This window comes from Bosea beijingensis, from assembly GCF_030758975.1.
Lineage (GTDB): Bacteria > Pseudomonadota > Alphaproteobacteria > Rhizobiales > Beijerinckiaceae > Allobosea > Allobosea beijingensis.
On sequence record NZ_CP132359.1, the window covers coordinates 3,035,508 to 3,054,661 of the forward strand.

At 63.3% G+C, this 19,154-nt stretch carries 17 protein-coding genes and 1 tRNA gene; 11 read left to right on the top strand and 7 right to left on the bottom strand.

Going from position 1 to position 19,154, the window contains the following annotated elements; all coding sequences use genetic code 11:
* Positions 1–100: 100 nt before the first annotated feature.
* The 4 genes from Q9235_RS14520 to Q9235_RS14535 form a co-directional block, all read right to left on the bottom strand.
* Positions 101–253, bottom strand: coding sequence for a hypothetical protein (locus tag Q9235_RS14520; protein ID WP_306228479.1), 153 nt, complete (start codon positions 251–253; stop codon positions 101–103).
* Positions 254–355: 102 nt separating this feature from the next.
* A tRNA-Arg gene (locus tag Q9235_RS14525) sits at positions 356–432 on the bottom strand.
* Between the two features lie 364 nt (positions 433–796).
* The gene (locus Q9235_RS14530; RefSeq protein WP_306228274.1) at positions 797–2,692 is read right to left on the bottom strand and encodes a glycosyltransferase; all 1,896 of its coding nucleotides are present in this window, start codon (positions 2,690–2,692) and stop codon (positions 797–799) included.
* Between the two features lie 56 nt (positions 2,693–2,748).
* Entirely contained in the window at positions 2,749–3,900 is a 1,152-nt protein-coding gene (locus tag Q9235_RS14535) for an HlyD family secretion protein (RefSeq protein WP_306222483.1), read from the bottom strand.
* A gap of 916 nt (positions 3,901–4,816) precedes the next feature.
* On the opposite strand from Q9235_RS14535, the gene Q9235_RS14540 reads away from it, so the two are divergent.
* Both Q9235_RS14540 and Q9235_RS14545 read left to right on the top strand, forming a co-directional pair.
* Positions 4,817–5,533, top strand: coding sequence for a fumarylacetoacetate hydrolase family protein (locus Q9235_RS14540; RefSeq protein ID WP_306222484.1), 717 nt, complete (start codon positions 4,817–4,819; stop codon positions 5,531–5,533).
* A gap of 289 nt (positions 5,534–5,822) precedes the next feature.
* On the top strand, positions 5,823–6,056 hold the full coding sequence (locus Q9235_RS14545) for a hypothetical protein (RefSeq protein WP_306222485.1): 234 nt from the start codon (positions 5,823–5,825) through the stop codon (positions 6,054–6,056).
* A gap of 10 nt (positions 6,057–6,066) precedes the next feature.
* Here the strand turns inward: Q9235_RS14545 and Q9235_RS14550 are convergent, their stop codons facing one another.
* Positions 6,067–7,254: an amidohydrolase gene (locus tag Q9235_RS14550; protein WP_306222486.1), complete on the bottom strand. Its 1,188-nt coding sequence runs from the start codon at positions 7,252–7,254 to the stop codon at positions 6,067–6,069.
* A 382-nt stretch (positions 7,255–7,636) separates the two neighbouring features.
* Complete coding sequence (locus tag Q9235_RS14555) at positions 7,637–8,515, bottom strand: LysR family transcriptional regulator (protein ID WP_306222487.1); 879 nt, start codon at positions 8,513–8,515, stop codon at positions 7,637–7,639.
* A gap of 237 nt (positions 8,516–8,752) precedes the next feature.
* Here Q9235_RS14555 and Q9235_RS14560 point away from each other — a divergent pair, with 237 nt between their 5' ends.
* The 5 genes from Q9235_RS14560 to alr all read left to right on the top strand — a co-directional run bounded on the left by Q9235_RS14560 (position 8,753) and on the right by alr (position 12,752).
* Entirely contained in the window at positions 8,753–9,484 is a 732-nt protein-coding gene (locus Q9235_RS14560) for a substrate-binding periplasmic protein (RefSeq protein ID WP_306222488.1), read from the top strand.
* A 77-nt stretch (positions 9,485–9,561) separates the two neighbouring features.
* Complete coding sequence (locus tag Q9235_RS14565) at positions 9,562–10,158, top strand: amino acid ABC transporter permease (RefSeq protein ID WP_422678193.1); 597 nt, start codon at positions 9,562–9,564, stop codon at positions 10,156–10,158.
* Positions 10,158–10,808, top strand: a complete 651-nt coding sequence (locus Q9235_RS14570) for an amino acid ABC transporter permease (protein ID WP_306222489.1) — start codon at positions 10,158–10,160, stop codon at positions 10,806–10,808. The genes Q9235_RS14565 and Q9235_RS14570 overlap by 1 nt, the downstream gene beginning before the upstream one ends.
* Positions 10,801–11,607, top strand: a complete 807-nt coding sequence (locus Q9235_RS14575) for an amino acid ABC transporter ATP-binding protein (protein WP_306222490.1) — start codon at positions 10,801–10,803, stop codon at positions 11,605–11,607. Before Q9235_RS14570 ends, Q9235_RS14575 begins: the two co-directional genes overlap by 8 nt.
* A 26-nt stretch (positions 11,608–11,633) precedes the next feature.
* A complete protein-coding gene (alr, locus tag Q9235_RS14580; RefSeq protein ID WP_306222491.1) occupies positions 11,634–12,752 on the top strand; it encodes an alanine racemase in 1,119 nt (372 codons plus the stop codon).
* Positions 12,753–12,887: 135 nt separating this feature from the next.
* Here alr and Q9235_RS14585 read toward each other — a convergent pair whose 3' ends face one another.
* On the bottom strand, positions 12,888–13,805 hold the full coding sequence (locus Q9235_RS14585) for a LysR family transcriptional regulator (protein ID WP_306222492.1): 918 nt from the start codon (positions 13,803–13,805) through the stop codon (positions 12,888–12,890).
* A 193-nt stretch (positions 13,806–13,998) separates the two neighbouring features.
* Here Q9235_RS14585 and Q9235_RS14590 point away from each other — a divergent pair, with 193 nt between their 5' ends.
* From Q9235_RS14590 to Q9235_RS14605, 4 genes are read left to right on the top strand one after another with little or no spacing between them, the layout of a single operon-like run.
* Positions 13,999–15,603, top strand: coding sequence for an ABC transporter substrate-binding protein (locus Q9235_RS14590; RefSeq protein ID WP_306222493.1), 1,605 nt, complete (start codon positions 13,999–14,001; stop codon positions 15,601–15,603).
* A 10-nt stretch (positions 15,604–15,613) separates the two neighbouring features.
* Complete coding sequence (locus Q9235_RS14595; RefSeq protein ID WP_306222494.1) at positions 15,614–16,582, top strand: ABC transporter permease; 969 nt, start codon at positions 15,614–15,616, stop codon at positions 16,580–16,582.
* Positions 16,582–17,463, top strand: a complete 882-nt coding sequence (locus tag Q9235_RS14600; RefSeq protein WP_306222495.1) for an ABC transporter permease — start codon at positions 16,582–16,584, stop codon at positions 17,461–17,463. Before Q9235_RS14595 ends, Q9235_RS14600 begins: the two co-directional genes overlap by 1 nt.
* Positions 17,453–19,123: a dipeptide ABC transporter ATP-binding protein gene (locus tag Q9235_RS14605; RefSeq protein ID WP_306222496.1), complete on the top strand. Its 1,671-nt coding sequence runs from the start codon at positions 17,453–17,455 to the stop codon at positions 19,121–19,123. The genes Q9235_RS14600 and Q9235_RS14605 overlap by 11 nt, the downstream gene beginning before the upstream one ends.
* Positions 19,124–19,154: the final 31 nt, after the last annotated feature.

A 19,154-nucleotide genomic window follows, 5' to 3' on the forward strand; every position in this document is an offset into this window, starting at 1 on the left:
CAGCGGGCTGATGTGGCGCCCCGGATGATGTCGACCGGGTTGAGCCGGGCCGGCACGTATCCGGCGGTGTTGGCCGAGACCAAAGCGAAACCGGCGGCGATCAGATAGTGCGATGATCCGAGACCAGTTTCTGGACCGCCGGACGGTAGAGTTTCCGGCCTTCGATCACGACGACAGGCTGGGTAAGCGGAGGAACATCCTTGCGGCGGATGCGGACTTGGAACTTGCCTCGATGTTTGCGGATCGTGGCCATGATTTCCCTCAGTGGTGCCAGATTGGGACCAAGCAAGAGAAATCACTGATACTCGGGGAGGGCCTGAGATCTACTAAATTAGCAATCTCAACGGTTTAGATTTGGCGCGCCCGACACGATTCGAACGTGTGACCTTTGCCTTCGGAGGGCAACGCTCTATCCAGCTGAGCTACGGGCGCTAACCGTGCAGGCTGGATAGCCGATCCCCGCCGCTTCGGCAATGCGGGATTTTGGATGAGGCGATGAGATTTCCGCGCTGGATATGGCTCTGTTGTGCCGATCGCCGCTCAGGGAGCTCGACAGGATATCAGGATACCTGGTCCATCAAAGGGTTCCGAAGATCCCGCGCTCCGCCTGGATCCGCCTTCGGTAGGCAACGCTCTCTCAGGCGCCGGCAGGATACTGAGTTTATCCGGCGCATGCGGACTTGGCACGAGACCTACTGCTGTGATCCGCTCGCGCTCAGGACACGCGCTACATTCGCCGACGTCGAGAAGACCGCGCGCCGCGGCCGATCGCTCTGCCACGACCCGCCTTCGGGCTTCAGTCGAAAAGCCTGCGCACGACGGCGGTGGTCACTCCCAATGTCGCGACTTGCGCAAAGGCTCTGACATAGTTGCCGGCATAGAAGCCCCGGATCATCTCGATGCGCGTCTTCAGCTCCTCGTCGAACTTGATCGCGAAACCATTCGCCAGCTTGCGAACGATCGTGCCGCGGACAGCGCGCCCGCCGATCGTGCAGATGACGGCCGTGCCCAGCGGTGCAGGAGGTTCGCCGCGCAGCCCAGCCCCGGTGATGGAAATGTCCGTCAGCCGCAGGATCAGGCTTTGCCCGGCACATTCGAGCATGACCGCCTCGTCCGTCGCGAAGCGCTCCGCCTTGCGGCGGCGTGGCTGTTCGATGCAGACGAAGCATACGATGATGAGGACAACGAGATTATACCAGCTCCAGGCGAAGGCCAGGCCTCCCGAAGTCAGGCTGTCGCCGCGCACATGGATCGCGAAGGCGTAGACCAGCCCTGCCAGGGTGAGGAGAATGATGCTGCCGTAGATCTTGACGAGCGGCCATTCGATGAAGCGCTGGCCCCGGTCGCCGCCTTTCGCTGTGACCTTGAATTTCTGGTTCCGGGGTCGCAACAGCCCGGTGAAGACCGCTTTCAGGATTGCCGGGGCCGCGATGAACTGGGACACGTCGGTCATGAAGACCAGCGAGCGACCGCGCGAAATCCAGCTCATGGTGACCGAGTGCCACAGGAAGAACGGCAGGAAATAGCCGAGCAGGTCGTAGAGATCGGCATCGACGGTATGGATGCCGAACAGCAGGTAGCCGACCGGGACGAGCAGTCCGAGCAGCTTCGCGATATAGACCGCAGTCCAGTTGAGGAATGTGTCCACCAATGACAGGCGGTCGATGAAGGTGAGGCTCGATGTGCGCGAGAATGGGCCGCTGCGCCCGCGCGTGATCTGCATGAAGCCCAGGCACCAGCGGCCGCGCTGCGTGATGTATTCCTTGAGGCCTTCGGGAGCGAGCCCGAGCGTGAGCGGCTCGTTCAGATAGGCGGTGGTGAAGCCTGTCTCCTTCAGCCGCAGTGTCAGCAGATAGTCTTCCGTGACGGAATCGGTCGGAAAGCCGCCGATCCGCATCAGCGGCTCGAAGCGTATGACCGACGAGGTGCCGCAGCAGAACGCCGCGCCCCAGGCATCCTTCGAGGCGAGCACGACATCGAAGAAGAAGCGCTGCTCGTCCGGCCAGACATGGGCGGCGGCGAGATTGGTCTGGATCGGGTCGGGGTTGATGAAATGCTGCGGCGTCTGCACCAGACCGACGCCGGGATCCCGGAACAGGCACAGCGCTCGCGACAGGAAATCCGGGAGCGGGACAAAATCCGCGTCCAGGATCGAGATGAACGCCGGAGGATCCGGCAGGGTCGCCAGATGCGCCAGAGCGTGATTGATGTTGCCGGCCTTGGCATGGCTGTTGTCCGGCCGGGTCAGATAGCGGCAACCCAGGCGCTGCGACAGCTCCTCGAGCCACGGCCGGCGCCCGTCGTCGAGCACCCAGACGCGGTAATTGCCGTGATTCATCCCGGTCGCGCCGATCATGGTGCGCTCGAGGATCGCCTCTTCCTCGTTGTAGGTGCAGATCAGGACGTCGACCAGCGGCGGCTCCAGGCTCGCGAGCCAAGCCTTGTTCGCCTCGACGTCTGTCGAACGGTTCCGTGTCCGGCACAGGAAGATCGAGGCCAGGATCGCCGCCAATAGCGACGCCGCTTCCGCTGCGAGGAAAATGCTGCCCGCCGCGAAATCGGCGGTCCAGCCGATCGGCGGCAGCGTCGACGTCACCCGCCAGTGGAAATAGCGCAGCAGCAGCAAGAGCCCGACGCCGACCATAAGCATACGCGATGGCGTCTGGTCATGCCTCAGCAACGGCGTGAGCATGACGGCAAGCCCGGCTGCGGCGAGGCCAGGCGCAAGCGCAGTCAGGAGATCTTGCGTCACGGAGCGGAAACCTGCTCGCCGAACACGACGCGGCCGGTGCGTCCCACGGCACAGACCTGTCCGGTGCCGAGGTCAGGCACGGAAACCGTAACCCGGTACGGTTCCTTGCTCAGCGCGGCGGGTTCGATCGCAAGATTCGCCGCTGCGGTGGCACGGCCAGTCAGGTTGACGACCTTGCCTTGCAGATCAGTGCCGCCATCGGCCGGAACGAAGCGGGCGGAGCTGCCGACCGAGAGGCGGTTATAGACGGATTCCGTGACATTCGCCGTCACGACCGCCGTCGAGCAATCGATCAACCGGGCGAGGTCCTGGCCGACGCGAACCTGTTCGCCGGGGGAGACCATGGCCTCCCAGATGCGTCCGGTGACCGGTAGCGTCATGGCGACGTCCGACTGGGCCTGATGGCGCGCACGTGTCGTGGCGAGCGCGGCTTCCAGCTGTTTCGTTTCCGCATCGAGGCCCGTCAGTTCCGAGCTGAGATCGGCGATGCGCTGGCGCATCTCGTCGCCGCGCTGCACCGAGCTCGGCCGGTCGTTGTAGCTGTCGCCGAGGAAGATGCGGTTGCGCGCGGCTGCAAGCTCGACGGTCGCGGCCGTGAGCCGATGGCGCGTCGAGGTTTCGGTCCCTGTCGCGATTGCGACCTCGCGCGACAGGCGGTCGAACTCTGCGGCCGTGACGTTCCCGGTCCGCGCCAATGTTTCGGCCCGGCCATAGGCGGCCGTCGCCTCCTCGCGTCTGGCGACGGCGACGCCGATCTGGCTTTCGAGCTCGGCCGCACGGGCGGTCAACTGCTCGATCCTGCCCAGCCTGAACGCCTCGGCCTGCCGGTCGAGATCAGCCTCGGCGCTCTGCGCACTTGCGAGCTTGCTGCTCATCGTCACCCGCTGGCTCGCCAGCCTGCCGAGGGCCTGCTCCAGCTCGTCGAGCCGGCCGCGATCAGCTCGCGGATTGACGATGCGGAGCAAGGTCGAGCCTTGCGCAAGAGCATCGGACGTTGCCAGTGCCGCCGTCGATGCGACGACCTCGCCCGCGATGGGCGAGCGCAGCGTCATCAGCCGTGCGTTGACTACGGCCTCGACGCTGGAGGTCTGAAGCAGCGTGCGCAACGGCACCAGCCCAAAAACGGCGACAACGGCCGCCCCCAGCATAACCTTTCCAGCTCGCCGGACGGCAGGCGTCAGCGCAGGCCGCCTGGCCGGCTGCTGCGCAACGCTTCCCGCCTCGGGCTTGGGTTCGCCGCCGTCGACATATTGTTTCAGTCTGCTCTGCAGGGCGCGGGCGTCCTGAGGCTCCGGACCACCGACAGACGTAACCGGAGAAGCAGCGTCGCGAGCCGCCGCCGCAGCTTGACGCGCTTTCGCGTTGCCGGCTTCAAAGCTTCTGGATTCCTTGGAGCGAAGACCTTGATGCGCCATCTGCTACGTCCCTGTTAGCGAACGGGACGATCGAGCAGAGCGCTTTCTGGAACCTTAAATCTGGGTCCCTAGCCAAACGAACGCAAGAATGAGGGAAACAAGAGATGAAGCGGTTCAGGCGGAATTGTTGAAGATATCATTAACCTAGCGCAGCTCGACAAGCTTGCTCGGCCCCTCAACCGCTCGTCGATCTCGAAGGAGCGGACGCTTGCATCGCGAAGTCGTGGAATAGTCGGTGTGGCACAATCCCCAAATTCAGAGGGGGTATGATCTCCGACACTGTCTGGCTCAACGGCCGTGGCGTGATTGTGCCGATGTTGATCGCTCGCTGCCTCGCATCGACGAAACTTTGAGTAATAGATTGAAATATAAGATATATTTTGAGGCGCTCTAAGCTGCGATTCCCCGCTTCGGAGGGCAACGCTCTATCCAGCTGAGCTACGGGCGCTAACCGTGCAGGCTGGACAGCCGATCCCCGCCGCTTCGGCAATGCGGGATTTTGGATGAGACGCAGTTCTCCGAAGGCAAAGGTCACACGTTCGAATCGTGTCGGGCGCGCCGCGGCTGTGGCAGGGCCGCCACGCAGGGATGGACAGCCTGTGCCTGCTGTCTATCCTCTTCATCCGTTTAGCAACATCGCGGGCCTCCCATGCGCACAGCCGAGTTTGCAGTTCAGGCTCCTTCTCCAACGACTTTGCCGGTCTTCGGAGCTTTCACTCGCTTTCCCGTTCGACGAATCTACTGCATCGGCCGCAACTATGTCGCGCATGTCCGCGAGATGGGCGGCAACGAAACGCGCGATTTTCCCTTGATCTTCCAAAAGCCAGCCGATGCAGTTGTGCAGGACGCTGGCGTCGTTCCCTACCCCCCGATGACCGATGATTTCCATTTCGAGCTGGAACTCCTGGTCGCGATGAAGTCAGGAGGCTACGATATCCGTCAGGAGTCCGCGCTTTCGCATGTTTATGGCTACGGCATCTGCCTGGATATGACCCGCAGGCGCCTGTTGGATACGCCGGCCGGTCCCGGCCTCCCGTGGGAGCTGAAAAAGTCCTTCGATCACTCGGCGCCCTGTGGATCGATCCATCCGGTCGAGCAGGTAGGGCATCCGGCGAGCGGCCGCATCAGGCTTGAGGTCGATGGCCGAGTTAAGCAGGATTCTGACCTTTCTCTGATGATCTGGCGCACGCCCGAGATCATTGCGACCTTGTCGAAATACTATGCGCTCGAGGCGGGCGATCTGATCATGACAGGAACTCCGCACGGTGTCGGTCCTGCTCTTCCGGGCAATGTCTTGGTCGGCACGATCGAGGGCCTCGGGAGCTTGACGGTAACCATCGGCGATAAGTCGAATAAGCCCAACTAATCCCTTCGACCGCAGATTGCTTCGCGTTAGCGCGCTTCGGCAATGCGGGATTTTGGAGGAAGCGCGATTCTTCGCGGGCTAGCGGCACTTGCTCGCATCGTCTCGCGCGTCGCGCGGTCGCGGCTCAGGCCACTGCTACTGAACGCCCATAGTGGGCGGGCACGAAGCCAACAGCCAGGCTCAGGCATGTGCGCCTACGCCCACGCCGCGACTGTCGGGAAACCGACGAGAATGGCCATTTCAGGGTGTGAACCCGACTTGGGAATCCGTCGTTAAAGCCTTAGTTACCATGCTGATCGCGCCCGGCGCCATCGCGTTCCTGCTGCTGTTGTCGATCGTCTTCGTCATCGCGCTTGTCCGGGCCAGCCGGAGAGCGCCCGAGGTGCCGGCCCAAGGCGCCTTGGCGATGCCGGGTTTTGCTTTTCCAGAGCACCGGCGGACTATCCTATTCGGTCTGATGCTCTGGATCTTTGTTTTTGCATCGCTTTGCCGGAAAGCCGCGTCACACCTGCCGGGCCGATGACTTGGGGTCTTCAGTCGGCCCACTTGCCGTCGCGGGCGACGATGCGACCGCTCTTCACCACCAGCGCGCGCTTCGGCCGGTCCACGACGATCTGGGCCAGGTTCTCGCCCTCAATCAGGACGAGGCTGCCCTCGCAGCCGATCTCCAGGCCGTGGCCCTGCAGGTCGAGCAGCTCGGCGCCCCGGCGCGTTCCCATGTCGAGGCATTCGACCAGTTTGCCGTCGGTCCGGCTGCCGGTCCGGTAGGCGAGCAGCCAGCAGCGCTCCAGCATGTCGCCATTGCCGTGCGGATTCCAGGTGTCGCGCAGCGAATCCGAGGCGATGGCGCATTTCACGCCGCGCCGCGCCAGCTCGAACATCGGCGGAAACACATTGGCTCCGGGGACGGACGAGATGATGCCGATCCGCGCTTCGACGACCATGTCGATCATGCGCTCGACCTTGTCGCGCTGGGAATCGCCCAGGCAGAACGCGTGGCTGACGACGACACGCCCCTGCATGCCGAGCGCTTTGGTCCGCTCCACGATCAGGCCCATCTCGAACAGGCCGAGGTCGCCGGCCTCGTGCAGATGGATGTCGATCTTGGCGCCCTTGCGGCTGGCGATGTCGAAGATCGTGTCGAGATGACCCTTCGGGTCCCCGTCGATGCCGCCGGGGTCGATGCCACCGATCACCGAGGCGCCTTCGTCGAGCGCCGCTTCCATCAGATCGGACGTGCCCGGATCGATCATCATGCCGGTCTGCGGGAAGGCGACGAGCTCCAGCCCGACGGCGTGTTTCGTCTTCTCCCAGGCCGCGAGCACACCATGCAGGTTGTCGAGCTTGTACTCGGTCGAGATGTCGATATGGCTGCGGATATGCGTCGAGCCCATCGCGACGCACTGGCGCATGAGATTGCCGGCCCGCTCGGGCACGCCCCAGGGCAGGTTCCGGCGAATCTCGACCTCGTTGTCGATCATCTCGCGCAGGGTGCGGGGAACGTTGATGCCGTGCCAGGGCAGGCCCCAGAGGATCTTGTCCAGATGCACATGCGGCTCGATGAAGGGAGCGATGGCGATGGCATTGGCGCCGTCATGGACCTGCATCCCGGGCTCGCGCGGCAGATTGGGCGCGACCGCGGCGATCCGGCCATTCCGGATCAGGATATCCGACGTGGCCTTCGCGTCGGGGCGGACGTTAGTGACGAGCAGGTCGGTCATTACGGCTCCTGGTTTACGACGTGGCTGTCTGTCGTGCGGATTGCGGGTATGGCTGCTCGCCATACCGGTGTAGCTCGCCCGCGCGCGCGCCGCAGCCGCGCTTCGGAGCATAGGTGCATCTCCGTTTCATGCGCATCGGCGCAACAGACGCATGCCCCGCGTCTCGGTCCACGCTGTTAGCAATGGTTGCAGGGTCCAATGCCGCACTGAGGAAGCGCTTCCATCTCGGTTCGCGCCAATGCGCACAACGCCCGGTTCGTAACAACGACGGGCGGAGCGGCGCTATCGCTGCCTGAGCCGAGCACGGAAACGCGCCGCGCCGTATGCGACAAGCTAGACGACCGGCCCCTGCCTCGTTGGCGCGGTCGACGCATCTCCGTGTCTACCGAACTCGGCCCGGTTCCCGCTCTGCTTCCTCGCGCAAGAGACTCAGGAACGCTTCTGCCTCTCGCGACACGGTCCTGCGGCGTGTCAGCACCCCGATCTGCCGATGGAAGGTGTCTTCACCCAGATTGAAGATGGTCACACGCTCCGTCGTCTCCGCGTCATCAGGATGCGGGATCAGCGCTACGCCCATGCCTTCGGCGACGAGAGCTATCATCGTGTCGAGAAAGTTGATCCAGATGTTCTCGGAGACGGCCGTGCGCGTGCTTTCGAGGAAGGCATCGATCTGCCGCCCACTGACTGTCGAGTGGTCGTAGCGTAGCAGCGGCAGCCTGCTCAGAGCCTCTCGCCAGTCGGCCGCTTGCAACTCGCTCGGCGCAATCAGCACGAAGGGCTTTGACAGCAAGGGGTGCCAAGAAACGTTGCTCAGCAGCTCGCCGGAAGGCTGAATGACGACGGCAAGGTCAAGCTCTTCGCGCTCGACCTGACCTAGCAGGTCATCTTCACCTCGTGTCGACCGTAGCGTGACGCCCGGGAAGCGACGGTGAAAGGCGAGCATGGATCGAGCGATCAGGCCCGAGTGAAGCGAGGCGATCGTTCCGACACGCAAGGTCGTCCGCACCGTAGAGACGGCATGGCGCCCCCGCATCTCCGCCACGATAGACATCAACTGGTCAGCCAACGGAATGAGATCCTGCCCCGCCGCATTGATTGTCGCGGAGCGACCGGTGCGGAAGAAGAGTCGGTGACCGACGAAATCCTCGAGCCGTTTGATCTGCTCGCTCACGGCGGATTGGGTCAGCCCGAGGCGCCGCCCGGCTTCCGTAAAGGTGCCGTAGCGCGCGGCAGCCAGAAAAGTGTCGATCTCGCGCAGCATGGTCGTTCCTTTATCGGGCCACTCAGCAAATTCCATTCCGAGTATCGAATTTGGCGATGCTCAGGCCAATGATTATTCGTTTTCGCAGCGCAGCACTGCATGTTTAGCTCCCTTTATAAACAAAGGGGAACCGTAATGAATCGTTGGATGTCGGCTATCTTCGGTGGTGTCACGGCTCTGACTCTCGGGCTGAATCAGCCCGCTGCCCATGCCCAGGAATCCCGGCTCGAAACCATCGTGAAACGCGATAAGGTGATCGTCGCCGTTTCGAGCACGGCCCGCCCGAACGGCTTCGTCGACGAGGCGGGCAAGTTAACGGGCTTCGAGGTCGAGTTTGCTCGGCTCATGGCGAAGGCTTTGGTCGGCGACGCCAACAAGGTCGAGCTGATGACCACGACGGTGGACGGCCGCTTTCCGGCTGTGTTGTCGGGCAGAGCGGATTTCGGCATCTCGACGGCGACGATCTATCCGGACCGCGCAGTGCGCCTGGCCTTCACGCGCCCTTATATCGATTCCAGCACGCTCGTCGTGGTGCCCAAGGCCTCCCCGATCAAGACGCTGGCCGATCTCGACAATGCCAACGTCGTCTTCGGCTCGACCAACAGCGCCGCCATGGTCGACCGCGCCAAGCGCTACGCGCCCAAGGCCCAGGCTGTCTTCTTCGACACCGATAGCGCTGCGGCGTTGGCGTTGAAGAGCGGGCGCTCCGCGGCCTGGCAAGCCGATTCCGCCGCCGCCAATTACTTCGTCGGCCAGAACCAGGCCGATTTCCGGCTGCTGGAAGGCTCGCTCGGTACGATCAACAACAACGCGATCTTCATGAAGCCCGGGGACTTCCAGCTCTGGCTGGCGCTCGACACCATCGTACGCGAATACGTCAATGGCTCGCGGTATGGCGAGTATCAAGCGCTCTACAAGACCTGGTTCGGCAAGGATGCGCCACCGCAGCGCCCCTTCAACCAGAACTGAACCGTCAGTTAGGGCGAGCCGCCGTGGACTTCGCTTTCATCAGAACGAACGCCCCCCTCCTGATGGAGGGGGCTGTGATGACCCTCGCGCTGGCGGCGCTGGCGCTGATCGGCGCAACGTTCGGCGGCGTCGTCGTCGCCGCGCTCACGACGAGCCGCTTCAGTGTGCTGCGCGGGGTCGGCCGGGGCTTCGTGGAGCTGATGCGGAACACGCCGATCCTCGTGCAGATCTTCGTGCTGTACTTCGGAATGCCGACGCTGGGCCTGCGGCTCTCGGCGTTCTCCTCCGCCGTGCTGGCGCTTTCGCTCCAGAACAGCGCCTATATCGGCGAGATCTATCGCGCCGGTCTCGAATCCGTGCATATGCGCCAACGCGAAGCGGCGCTGGCGCTCGGCATGCTGCCACGCACCGCGCTTTGGACGATCATCGCGCCTCAGGCTTTCCGACGGATCGTGCCGCCGCTCGGCAATCAGCTCATCATCATCGTCAAGGACACCTCGGTCGCTTCGACGATCGCCGTCGCCGAGCTGACGCAGGCCGGCAAGCTGCTGCTCGATCGCAGCGCGGCGCCTTACGAGACCTTCGCGACGGTGGCCCTGTTCTACCTCGCCATCAGTGCCGCGATCGCCGGCATCCTGAAGCTCGTCGCGCTTCGCCTACCGGTGAGGGTGTGATGATGCTCAGCGCCGCACTCACTGCCGCGGTGACCTATCTCGGGCAGGGAGCGGTCGTCACGATCGGGTTGTCTCTTGCGACAATCCTGGTCGCTGCCGCTGCCGGCCTGCCGCTTGCTGTGATCGGCCTTTATGCCTGGGCTCCCTTGCGCTGGCTCGCGGCGCTGTATGGGCTCGTGATCCGCGGCGTTCCGCTTCTGGTCCTTCTCGTCGGCAGCTATTTCAGCTTGCCCTATCTCGGCTTCGACCTGCCGCTGCATTTCGTCGTGATCCTCGTCGGCGGCCTCTATTTCGCGGCTTACGCGGCCGAGGTGTTCCGGGCAGCGCTCGCCGCGGTTCCAAAACAGCAGTGGGATGCCGGGAGAGCCCTCGGCATGCGCCGGCTCCAGCTCTTCACCATCGTCATCCTCCCCCAGGCACGACGCTTGAGCATCGCTCCCTTCGTCAATGTCGCGCTCGTCGTGGTGAAGAACACCTCGCTGGTTTCGGCGATTGGCGGCTGGGAACTTGTGGCCGCTGGCCGCGAGATCGGCGAGCGCACGATGGAGATCCTCCCCGCTTATCTCGCGGTCGCCGCCTTCTACTTCGTGATCTGCTTCACGCTCTCGCGGATCGGTCGCCACATCGAACAGAGAACCCGCCATGGTTGATCGTCAGAACCCTTCGGAACCGGCGCCGCTCGTCATCGTCGATCATGTCGGCAAATCCTTCGGCGCGATCGAGGTGTTGAAAGACATAACCCTCACGGTCCAGAGCGGGGAGGTGCTGTCGCTCATCGGCCCCAGCGGCTCCGGCAAGACCACGCTGCTGCGCTGCGTGAACTACCTCGAAACCTATGAGCGCGGGCTGATCACCATCGCCGGTGAGAGCGTCGGGGTGCGCATCGCGCCGGATGGCGGCCGGCGCCGCAAGCCCGACCGCGAGATTGCAGCGCTACGCGCGCAGGTCGGGATGGTGTTCCAGCACTACAATCTCTTTCCGCATCTGAGCGTGCTGGACAATCTGACCGTCGCCCCGCGCCGGGTGCGCGGGGAGGCGACAGCGCCCGTGCGCGAGCGGGCACTCGCCCTGCTGGCGCGCGTCGGCCTCGCCGACAAGCGCGACCGCTACCCGTCGGAGCTCTCGGGCGGACAGCAGCAGCGCGTCGCGATCGCGCGCGCGCTGACGATGCAGCCCAAGATGCTGCTGCTCGACGAGGTGACGTCCGCGCTCGATCCGGAATTGGTCGGCGAGGTGCTCGACGTGATCGGCTCACTCGCGGCCGACGGCATGACCATGATGATCGTCACCCATGAAATGCAGTTCGCGCGGGAGGTATCGAGCAGGGTCGCATTTATGGCGGATGGCCTGCTGATCGAGAGCGGTCCGCCCGGCGAGATTTTCGGGGCGCCCAAGCATGAGCGACTCCGGGCTTTCATGCAGCGCTACCGCGCCGGCAACCGCCTCTGACCCCATTTCACGGACGGATCATTGTTATGGATTCAGTTGAATTGCGCCCGACATGGTGCGAGATCGATCTCGCCGCCATCACGCACAACCTCACGCAGATGCGCGGTCTGCTCGGCCCTGACGTAGCAATCTATATCTGCCTCAAGGGCGATGCGAACGGCTGCGGGGCCGTGGAGATCGCAAAGCGTGCCGCCGCACAAGCAGCGGGTTTCGCGTTCGGTAACATCGACAGCGCCATCGCCTGTCGGAGAGCCGGTGTTTCCAATCCGATCCTGCTGTATCCGACCTGCCTGCCGGAGATCGCGCCGCTGCTGGAGCGCGAGCATCTGATGCCCACTCTGTCCACGCTGGCGGATGTCGAGTCGTGGGATGGGGCGGCGCAGCAGCGCCTGCCTGTGTTCCTGAAGATCGACGCGGGCGGCTTTCGGGCCGGCGCCTTGCCGCATCATGCTGCCGAGATGGCCCGCGCTATCGTCGCGAGCCGCCGCCTCGAGCTGGCAGGCATCTATGGCCACCCGATGACGAGCTACGGTTTCGATGACGAGGCTTACACGGTTGCCCAGTTGGGAGCTTTCCGGCAGGCACTAGCGGCCATCGACGAAGCCGGCATTCCGGTGCCGATACGGATGGTTTCGAGTTCGGCCATTCTCCTGGGGTATCCGGAAGCCGACTTCAACGCGGTTGACCCGGGCCGGCTTGTGCTCGGCCTTTCGTTCCCCGCGGCTGCCGAACGTCAGGCGACTTGGCAGCCGGCGCTGGTCGGCCTGAAGAGCAGGCTTGTCATGGTCAAGTCTCTCGCCGAGACCGGGGGGGTCCCGCCCGCGCCCTTCATACGGCTGAAGCCGGACATGCGGTTGGGCCTGATCCCTTTCGGCTGGAGCGACGGTTATCCCAAGCGGATGCCAAAGGATGCGATGGCTCTGATCAGAGGGCGCCGGGCACCTCTGATCGCTCCGACGCATTCTGAGCTTATACGGGTCGATCTGACGGACATCCCGGAAGCCGAAGTCGGCGACGAGGTGGTTCTGCTCGGACGGTCAGGCGATGTCGAAATCAGCCTTGCGGAATTAGCGAAGCAGTGGGGCGTCTCGACATACGACCTTTCCCCTGCGATCGGGAAGACGTTGCCACATCGGTACATCTGACCGAGATCGCCTTGAGCGGCCCGGGCCGACGCGACCTGACGTTGAAAGGTCTGAATTTGCTGCGGGAGGCTGAGGCAGCCTTATAGTGATACCTCGTTGGGCAGTCGATCAATCCATGCGCCTGTCATGACGAGCTCAGAAATATTCCCTCCTGAAGCTATCTCTAACAATATCCAGATACTTCAGTGCCTTCTCATTCCCATGCCTTGAGAACACAACATATCGATAAGTGGCCCCTGGGCGAAATGGGATGAATGCAAGGTCTAGCCCTAGCGTCGCGTACTGCTTTGCAGTGAATTCGTTATCGACCGATACGCAAAGGCCATTTGCGATGTACATCGCGCCCAACCCCACGGAATCGACATAAATATTGGCTGAGGAGGCGTTTCGCCGCCTATTGGAAACGCTCGACCCCAGAGGGTTGGCTGCATATTCGCGCTCGATCGACAGCAATTTCTGGCTGGCGAGATCCTCCTCGGTGATGAAATCCTTGTGGGAAAGCGGGTGGCCGGCGCTCATGATGCAGACGCTCCGGATTTCGGCGATCACCTGCCAATAAAAAAACCGCTCGTCGAGCGGCAGGCGGGAGATGCCCAGATCGGCCTCGCCGGTCAGCAGACTATGGGCGATCTGATCATATCGCTCTGCTTTGACGTGAAGCTCCAAAGTCCTGTCGGCACGATCCAATTCCAGAGCAAGCTTCGGGATGAAGCTCAAGCAAGTGATATGCGGCGCGCTTATCGTCAGAGTGTTTCGCGTCGCCGAGAACGAGTCCAGGATTTCGTCCTCGATATGCTGCAATGTTTCAAAGTACCGGTCGATGCGATTGTAGATTTCAATTGCGTTCGTCGTCGGAATTAGGCCGCGACCGTCTCGCACGAAAAGCTTCTCGCCGACCGCATCCTCGAACTGTTTGAGATGCTGGCTGACCGCCGACTGGGTCACGCCCAGCGCCTTTGCCGCACGCCTCGTCGAACCGGCCCTGATGATCTCGCGAAAGATCTGTGCCGGCCTCAGCCCGATCGATCCGGCCAGTCGGGCGATATCCTTCATCTTTCTTTCCTGGAGCCGGAGGGCACATTGCGATGAGGGATATTAGCAGAACTAATCTGCCTTGCAGAAACTTAATAAATTGACCCGTTCAGCCACCTCTTCGATTGTTCGTCACAGAGAGTTCCACAGGACCTCTGCGGCATAGCATCCCGCTTCGCCCGGCTTCTGCAACGACGTGGGAGCGCCAATAAAAATGAGGGGTATCGTCTTGAAACACCTGTCTTTTCTTCGCATCCGGCTTGCCTTGGCTGCGAGCGCCCTTGCCGGCCTCGCTACCCTGTCTCAGCCCGTCGCCGCCCAAACGTTGCGGGTCGCGACCTCGTATAAGCTGATGACTCTCGATCCCCATTATGCAGATCTGAACGAGAACAATTCCCTCCTGTCGCATGTCTACGAGCGCCTGGTGAACCAGGACAGCCAGCTCGATCCGCAGCCGGGCCTCGCGACCTCGTGGAAGCGCCTTTCGGACACGCGATGGGAATTCAAGCTGCGCGAAGGAGTCCGCTTTCATGACGGCTCACCCTTCACCGCGCGGGACGTGATCTACTCGCTCACGCGTATCCGGGATTTCCTGACGCCGCCGAGCGGCGGCTACCGGTCCTATGCGAAGGCGATGAAATCCATCACGGCGCCGGACCCGTTGACCGTCGTCATCGAAACGAACACCGATTCCCCGACGCTGCCGCTTTCGCTGGCCGCGATCTTCATCATGCCGCACAAGGCGGACGGGTTCGCCTCAACCGATGAATTGAATGCCGCGGCACGGCCAATTGGGACCGGACCCTACAGGTTCCAGAACTGGCAGTCCGGTGAAACTTTCCGCCTGACGCGGAACGACGGGTACTGGGGCGGGACACCGGCATGGGCCGAGGTGACCTTCAGGGTAATCGAGAGCCCTGCCGCGCGCGTCGCCGCGCTGACGACGGCCGATGTCGATGTTGCCGACTATGTTCCGGCGCGAGACGTTCCCGGCCTCAAGCAGCGCGGCCTCAAGATCGAGAGCACCAGTGCCGCGCGCTCGAACTTCCTCCAGTTCGACATCGAACGGGAAACCGCTCCCGGCGTGACCGACAAATCCGGCAATCCGATCAAGAACCCCTTCCGCGACAAGCGCGTACGCCAGGCTCTCTCCATGGCCACCGACCGCCCCTTCATCGTGGAGAAAATTCTTCTTGGATACGGCACTGCGGCCACTCAGATATTTCCGGGCGGCCTGTCCGGAACCTCTCCGAATCTCAAGGTCGCCGCTCCTGACTACGGCGCCGCGAAAGCCTTGCTGGCCGAGGCCGGCTTTCCCGACGGGTTCAACGTCGTGCTGGCCGGGCCTGCGGGGCGTTATCCCGGCGACAGCGAGTCACTTCAAGCGATCACGCAGAACTGGGCGCGGATCGGTGTGCGCGCCCAGCCGGCCGTCGCTCCGTTCTCGGTTTTCGCCACGCAGCGGGCCAAGGGCGAGTATCCTGTCTGGTACGGCGGCTGTTCGGGCGATGCTGTGTCGTTCTGCCTGGATGCGCTGCTTGCATCCCCGAATGTCGAGTTGGGTACGGGCTCGTTGAACTACGGCAAATACTCCAATCCGCAATTCGACGCGAAGCTGGCGACGGCGAAGACGATCGAGGAAGGGCCGGCGCGCAGCGCCGCACTCGCGGCCGCGACGGAGTTCGTCATGGCCGACTATCCGATGCTGCCGCTCTACCATTTTAGCCTGATCACCGGGCATGGGCAGAAGGTGCGCTCCTATGCCGTGCATCCACGCGGATGGACGACCGCCATGCAGGCCGTCCCCGCGGGACAGTGAGGGCACGGCCATGACGAGCGCCATCGTCGGAAGGCTGTCGCAGGCCTTCCTCGTCCTCCTCGCCCTGTCGGTGATCGGTTTTGCCGGAATCCACAGCGTCGGCAATCCCGTCTACAACGTCGTCAATATCGAGACGGCCACCGCCGAGGACATCCGCAACGCGACCATCGCGCTCGGCCTCGATCAGCCGCTCTGGTGGCAATATTACCGCTTCATGAGCAACGTTCTCGCCGGCAACTTCGGGACGTCCTACATATATCACCTGCCGGCTTTCGCGCTGGTCATGAGCAAGCTGCCCGCGACGCTCGAACTCGCGACGATAGCCATGCTGATCGCCGCGCCCTGCGGCACCCTGCTCGGCCTGCTGGCAGGCCGCCGGCAGGGCGGATGGATCGATCGCGCGGTCCTCAAGACGAGCGTGTTCGCGCTCAGCATCCCGTCCTTCTGGCTGAGCATGATGCTGATCCTTCTCGGCGCTGTTGCGATGGGCTGGTTTCCGGCAAGCGGGCGCGGATCGACCGTCCTGCTGATGGGCCAGGAATGGAGCTTCCCGACGCTGAACGGGCTGCGCCACCTGGCGCTCCCCGCCCTGACACTCGCGATCCCCAATGTCGCATTGATCGCGCGGCTGGCACGGGCGGGAACGATCGAGGTCGAGAAACAGGATTTCGTGCGGTTCTGCCGGGCGAAGGGCCTCTCATCCGGGCGCATCCTGTTCAGGCACACCTTGCCGAACATCAGCATCCCGATCGTCACGATGATCGGGATGCAGTTCGGCGGGATGCTCGCCTTCGCGGTGATCGTGGAGACCATCTTCGCCTGGCCGGGCATCGGCAAGCTGCTGATCGACTCCATCCAGTTGCTCGACCGCCCGGTCGTGATGGCAACCCTGACCTTCGTCTCGGTCGTCTTCATCGGACTGAACGCCCTGGTCGACCTGTTCTACGCCGTGCTCGACCCGCGCGTGCGCCTGTCGTGATGAAAGCTGTAATCATGCGCGCTCTTTGGAAGCGCCCGGAACGAAGGCGCGTCGGCCTCGCCAAGCTCGTGCTCGCCGCTTATGCCCTGCTGGCGCTCGCCGCGCCCGCCATCGTTCCCCAGAACCCCTACGACCCCCTGCAGATCTTCGGATGGGAGGCGTCATCGCCACCTGGCACCGCGAGCGGCGGCGGCTATGTCTATCTTCTGGGAACAGACGGCCTCGGGCGCGATATCGTCAGCACCATCCTCTACGGTCTGCGCATCAGCCTCGTCGTCGCCGTCACCAGCACCGCGATCGCGGCCCTGATCGGCGTCACGGTCGGTGTCAGCGCAGCCTATTTCGGCAAATGGGTCGACGCCGTGATGATGCGCATCGTCGATCTCCAGCTCAGCCTTCCGACCATCCTCGTGGCCCTGATCGCCATCGTCACGCTCGGCCCGGGTATCGATCGCATCATCCTCGCGATTATCATCGTGCAATGGGCGACCTATGCGCGGATCGCGCGCGGCGTCGCCCTAAGCGAGATCGGAAAGCCCTACCTCGATGCGACACGGCTGCTGCGTCTGCCCAACGGGCGGATCATCTTCCGGCATCTCCTGCCCAACAGCATCGCGCCGGCGATCACGCTGATCCCGATCGAGCTCGGGCATGCGGTCGCCCTCGAAGCGACCCTGTCCTTCCTCGGCCTGGGCGTGCCGATCGACAAGCCCTCGCTCGGCTCGACGGTGGCGAACGGCTTTCAGTACCTGCTGACCGGCCAGTACTGGATCAGCCTGTTTCCCGGCCTGGCGCTGTTCGGCCTGATCGCAAGCATCAACTTCGTAGGCGAAGACGTCCGGCGCAACCTGGATCCGAGGAGCCGTTCCCATGACGCATGATCGCGCGCCGCCAACGCTGCTCACCGTCCGGAACCTCACCCTCAAGCATCGCGGCACGACGGCGATCCTGCATGACGTAAGCCTCGACCTGCACCGCGGCGAAGTTCTCGGCCTCATCGGCGAGTCCGGAGCAGGCAAGTCGACCCTCGGTAACGCCATCCTCGGCCTGCTGCCGGTCGAGTTCGAACGGACAGGCGGCACGATCCTGTTCGAGGGAGAAGCGCTCCACGCTTCGGACGGGCGCCAGTGGGAGCGGATCAGGGGGCGCAGGATATCCGCGATCTTCCAGGATCATACCGCATCGCTCGATCCTCTGATGGCGATCGGCCCTCAGCTCGAAGAAACGATCCTGGCCACCAACGACGGGATCTCGCGTCAGGATGCGCGCGTTCGCGTCATCGACCTGCTGACCCGCGTCGGCATTCCAGAAGCGAACGAGCGCTATCACAGCTACCCGCATCAGTTCTCCGGCGGGCAACGTCAGCGCGTCGTCATCGCGATCGCGCTTGCCGGATCTCCCGACATCATTATCGCGGACGAGCCGACCTCCGCCCTCGACGCAACAGTCCAGAAGCAGATCCTTAATCTCCTGCGCGAGCTCGTCGATGAAATCGGGGTGGCCATCATCCTCGTCACGCACGACATGGGCGTCGTCTCGGATATCACGGACCGTGTCGTCGTGATGCGCCACGGGAGGGTCGTGGAGCAGGGGGTGACGTCCTCGCTCCTGGATGCACCCAGAGAGACGTACACCCAGAGCCTGCTCGCAGCGGTGCCGCGATTGCGTCTGTCCGCCCCCGGAACACGCCAGGAAAGCCTCGATGGTTTGGGAGGTCCGCCGTCTACCCAGATGCAGGAAGCCTCGGGCGCGCGGCCGCTTCTCGTCGCAAGCGGAGTCGGGAAGACCTTCTCCGGGCGCTCGCTCACATGGTTTCGCAAGGGAAGCGCGAAGCCGGCGCTGCAGGATGTCACGGTCCAACTGGAGCATGGCGCAATCACCGGTATCGTTGGGGAAAGCGGTAGCGGGAAGAGCACGATGGGCCGGATCATCGCGGGCCTGGAAACCGCGGGCAACGGCACGCTCGACATCGAAGGCACAGCTTTCGACATCGCGCGTTCCGGCTCGCGCAGCGGGTTGCTGGGCAAGGTACAGATGATCTTCCAGGATCCTGCTGTCTCGCTGAATCCACGCATGTCGGTCGGCGAGACGCTGCGGGAAAGCGTCCGCTTCGGCACTGCCCGGCCCGGGAGCCAACGCCCGGACGTGGCCGCGATGATGGACCGGCTCGGGCTGGCACGCAGCTTCCTCGACCGATACCCGCATCAGCTATCAGGCGGGCAGAAGCAGCGCATCTGCATCGCGCGCGCGCTCCTCGCCAGCCCACGGATCATCGTCGCGGACGAGCCGACTTCCGCGCTCGACGTCTCGGTGCAGGCGGAGATCGTCAAGCTGCTGAGGGAGAATGTGGCCGATCAGGGCATCGCGATGCTCTTCATCTCCCACGATCTCGCGCTCGTGCAGGAGCTCTGCAGCGAGATCTACATATTCAAGGACGGAAAGGTGGAGGATGAGGGCCCTGCGGATTTCATCTTCGCGCAGTCCAGAAATCCCTACACCCGAAGTCTGATCGACGCGCGTCCCCGGCGTTTCACGCAATGACGCGGCAATAGCTCCGGAACGCAGCCGCAAC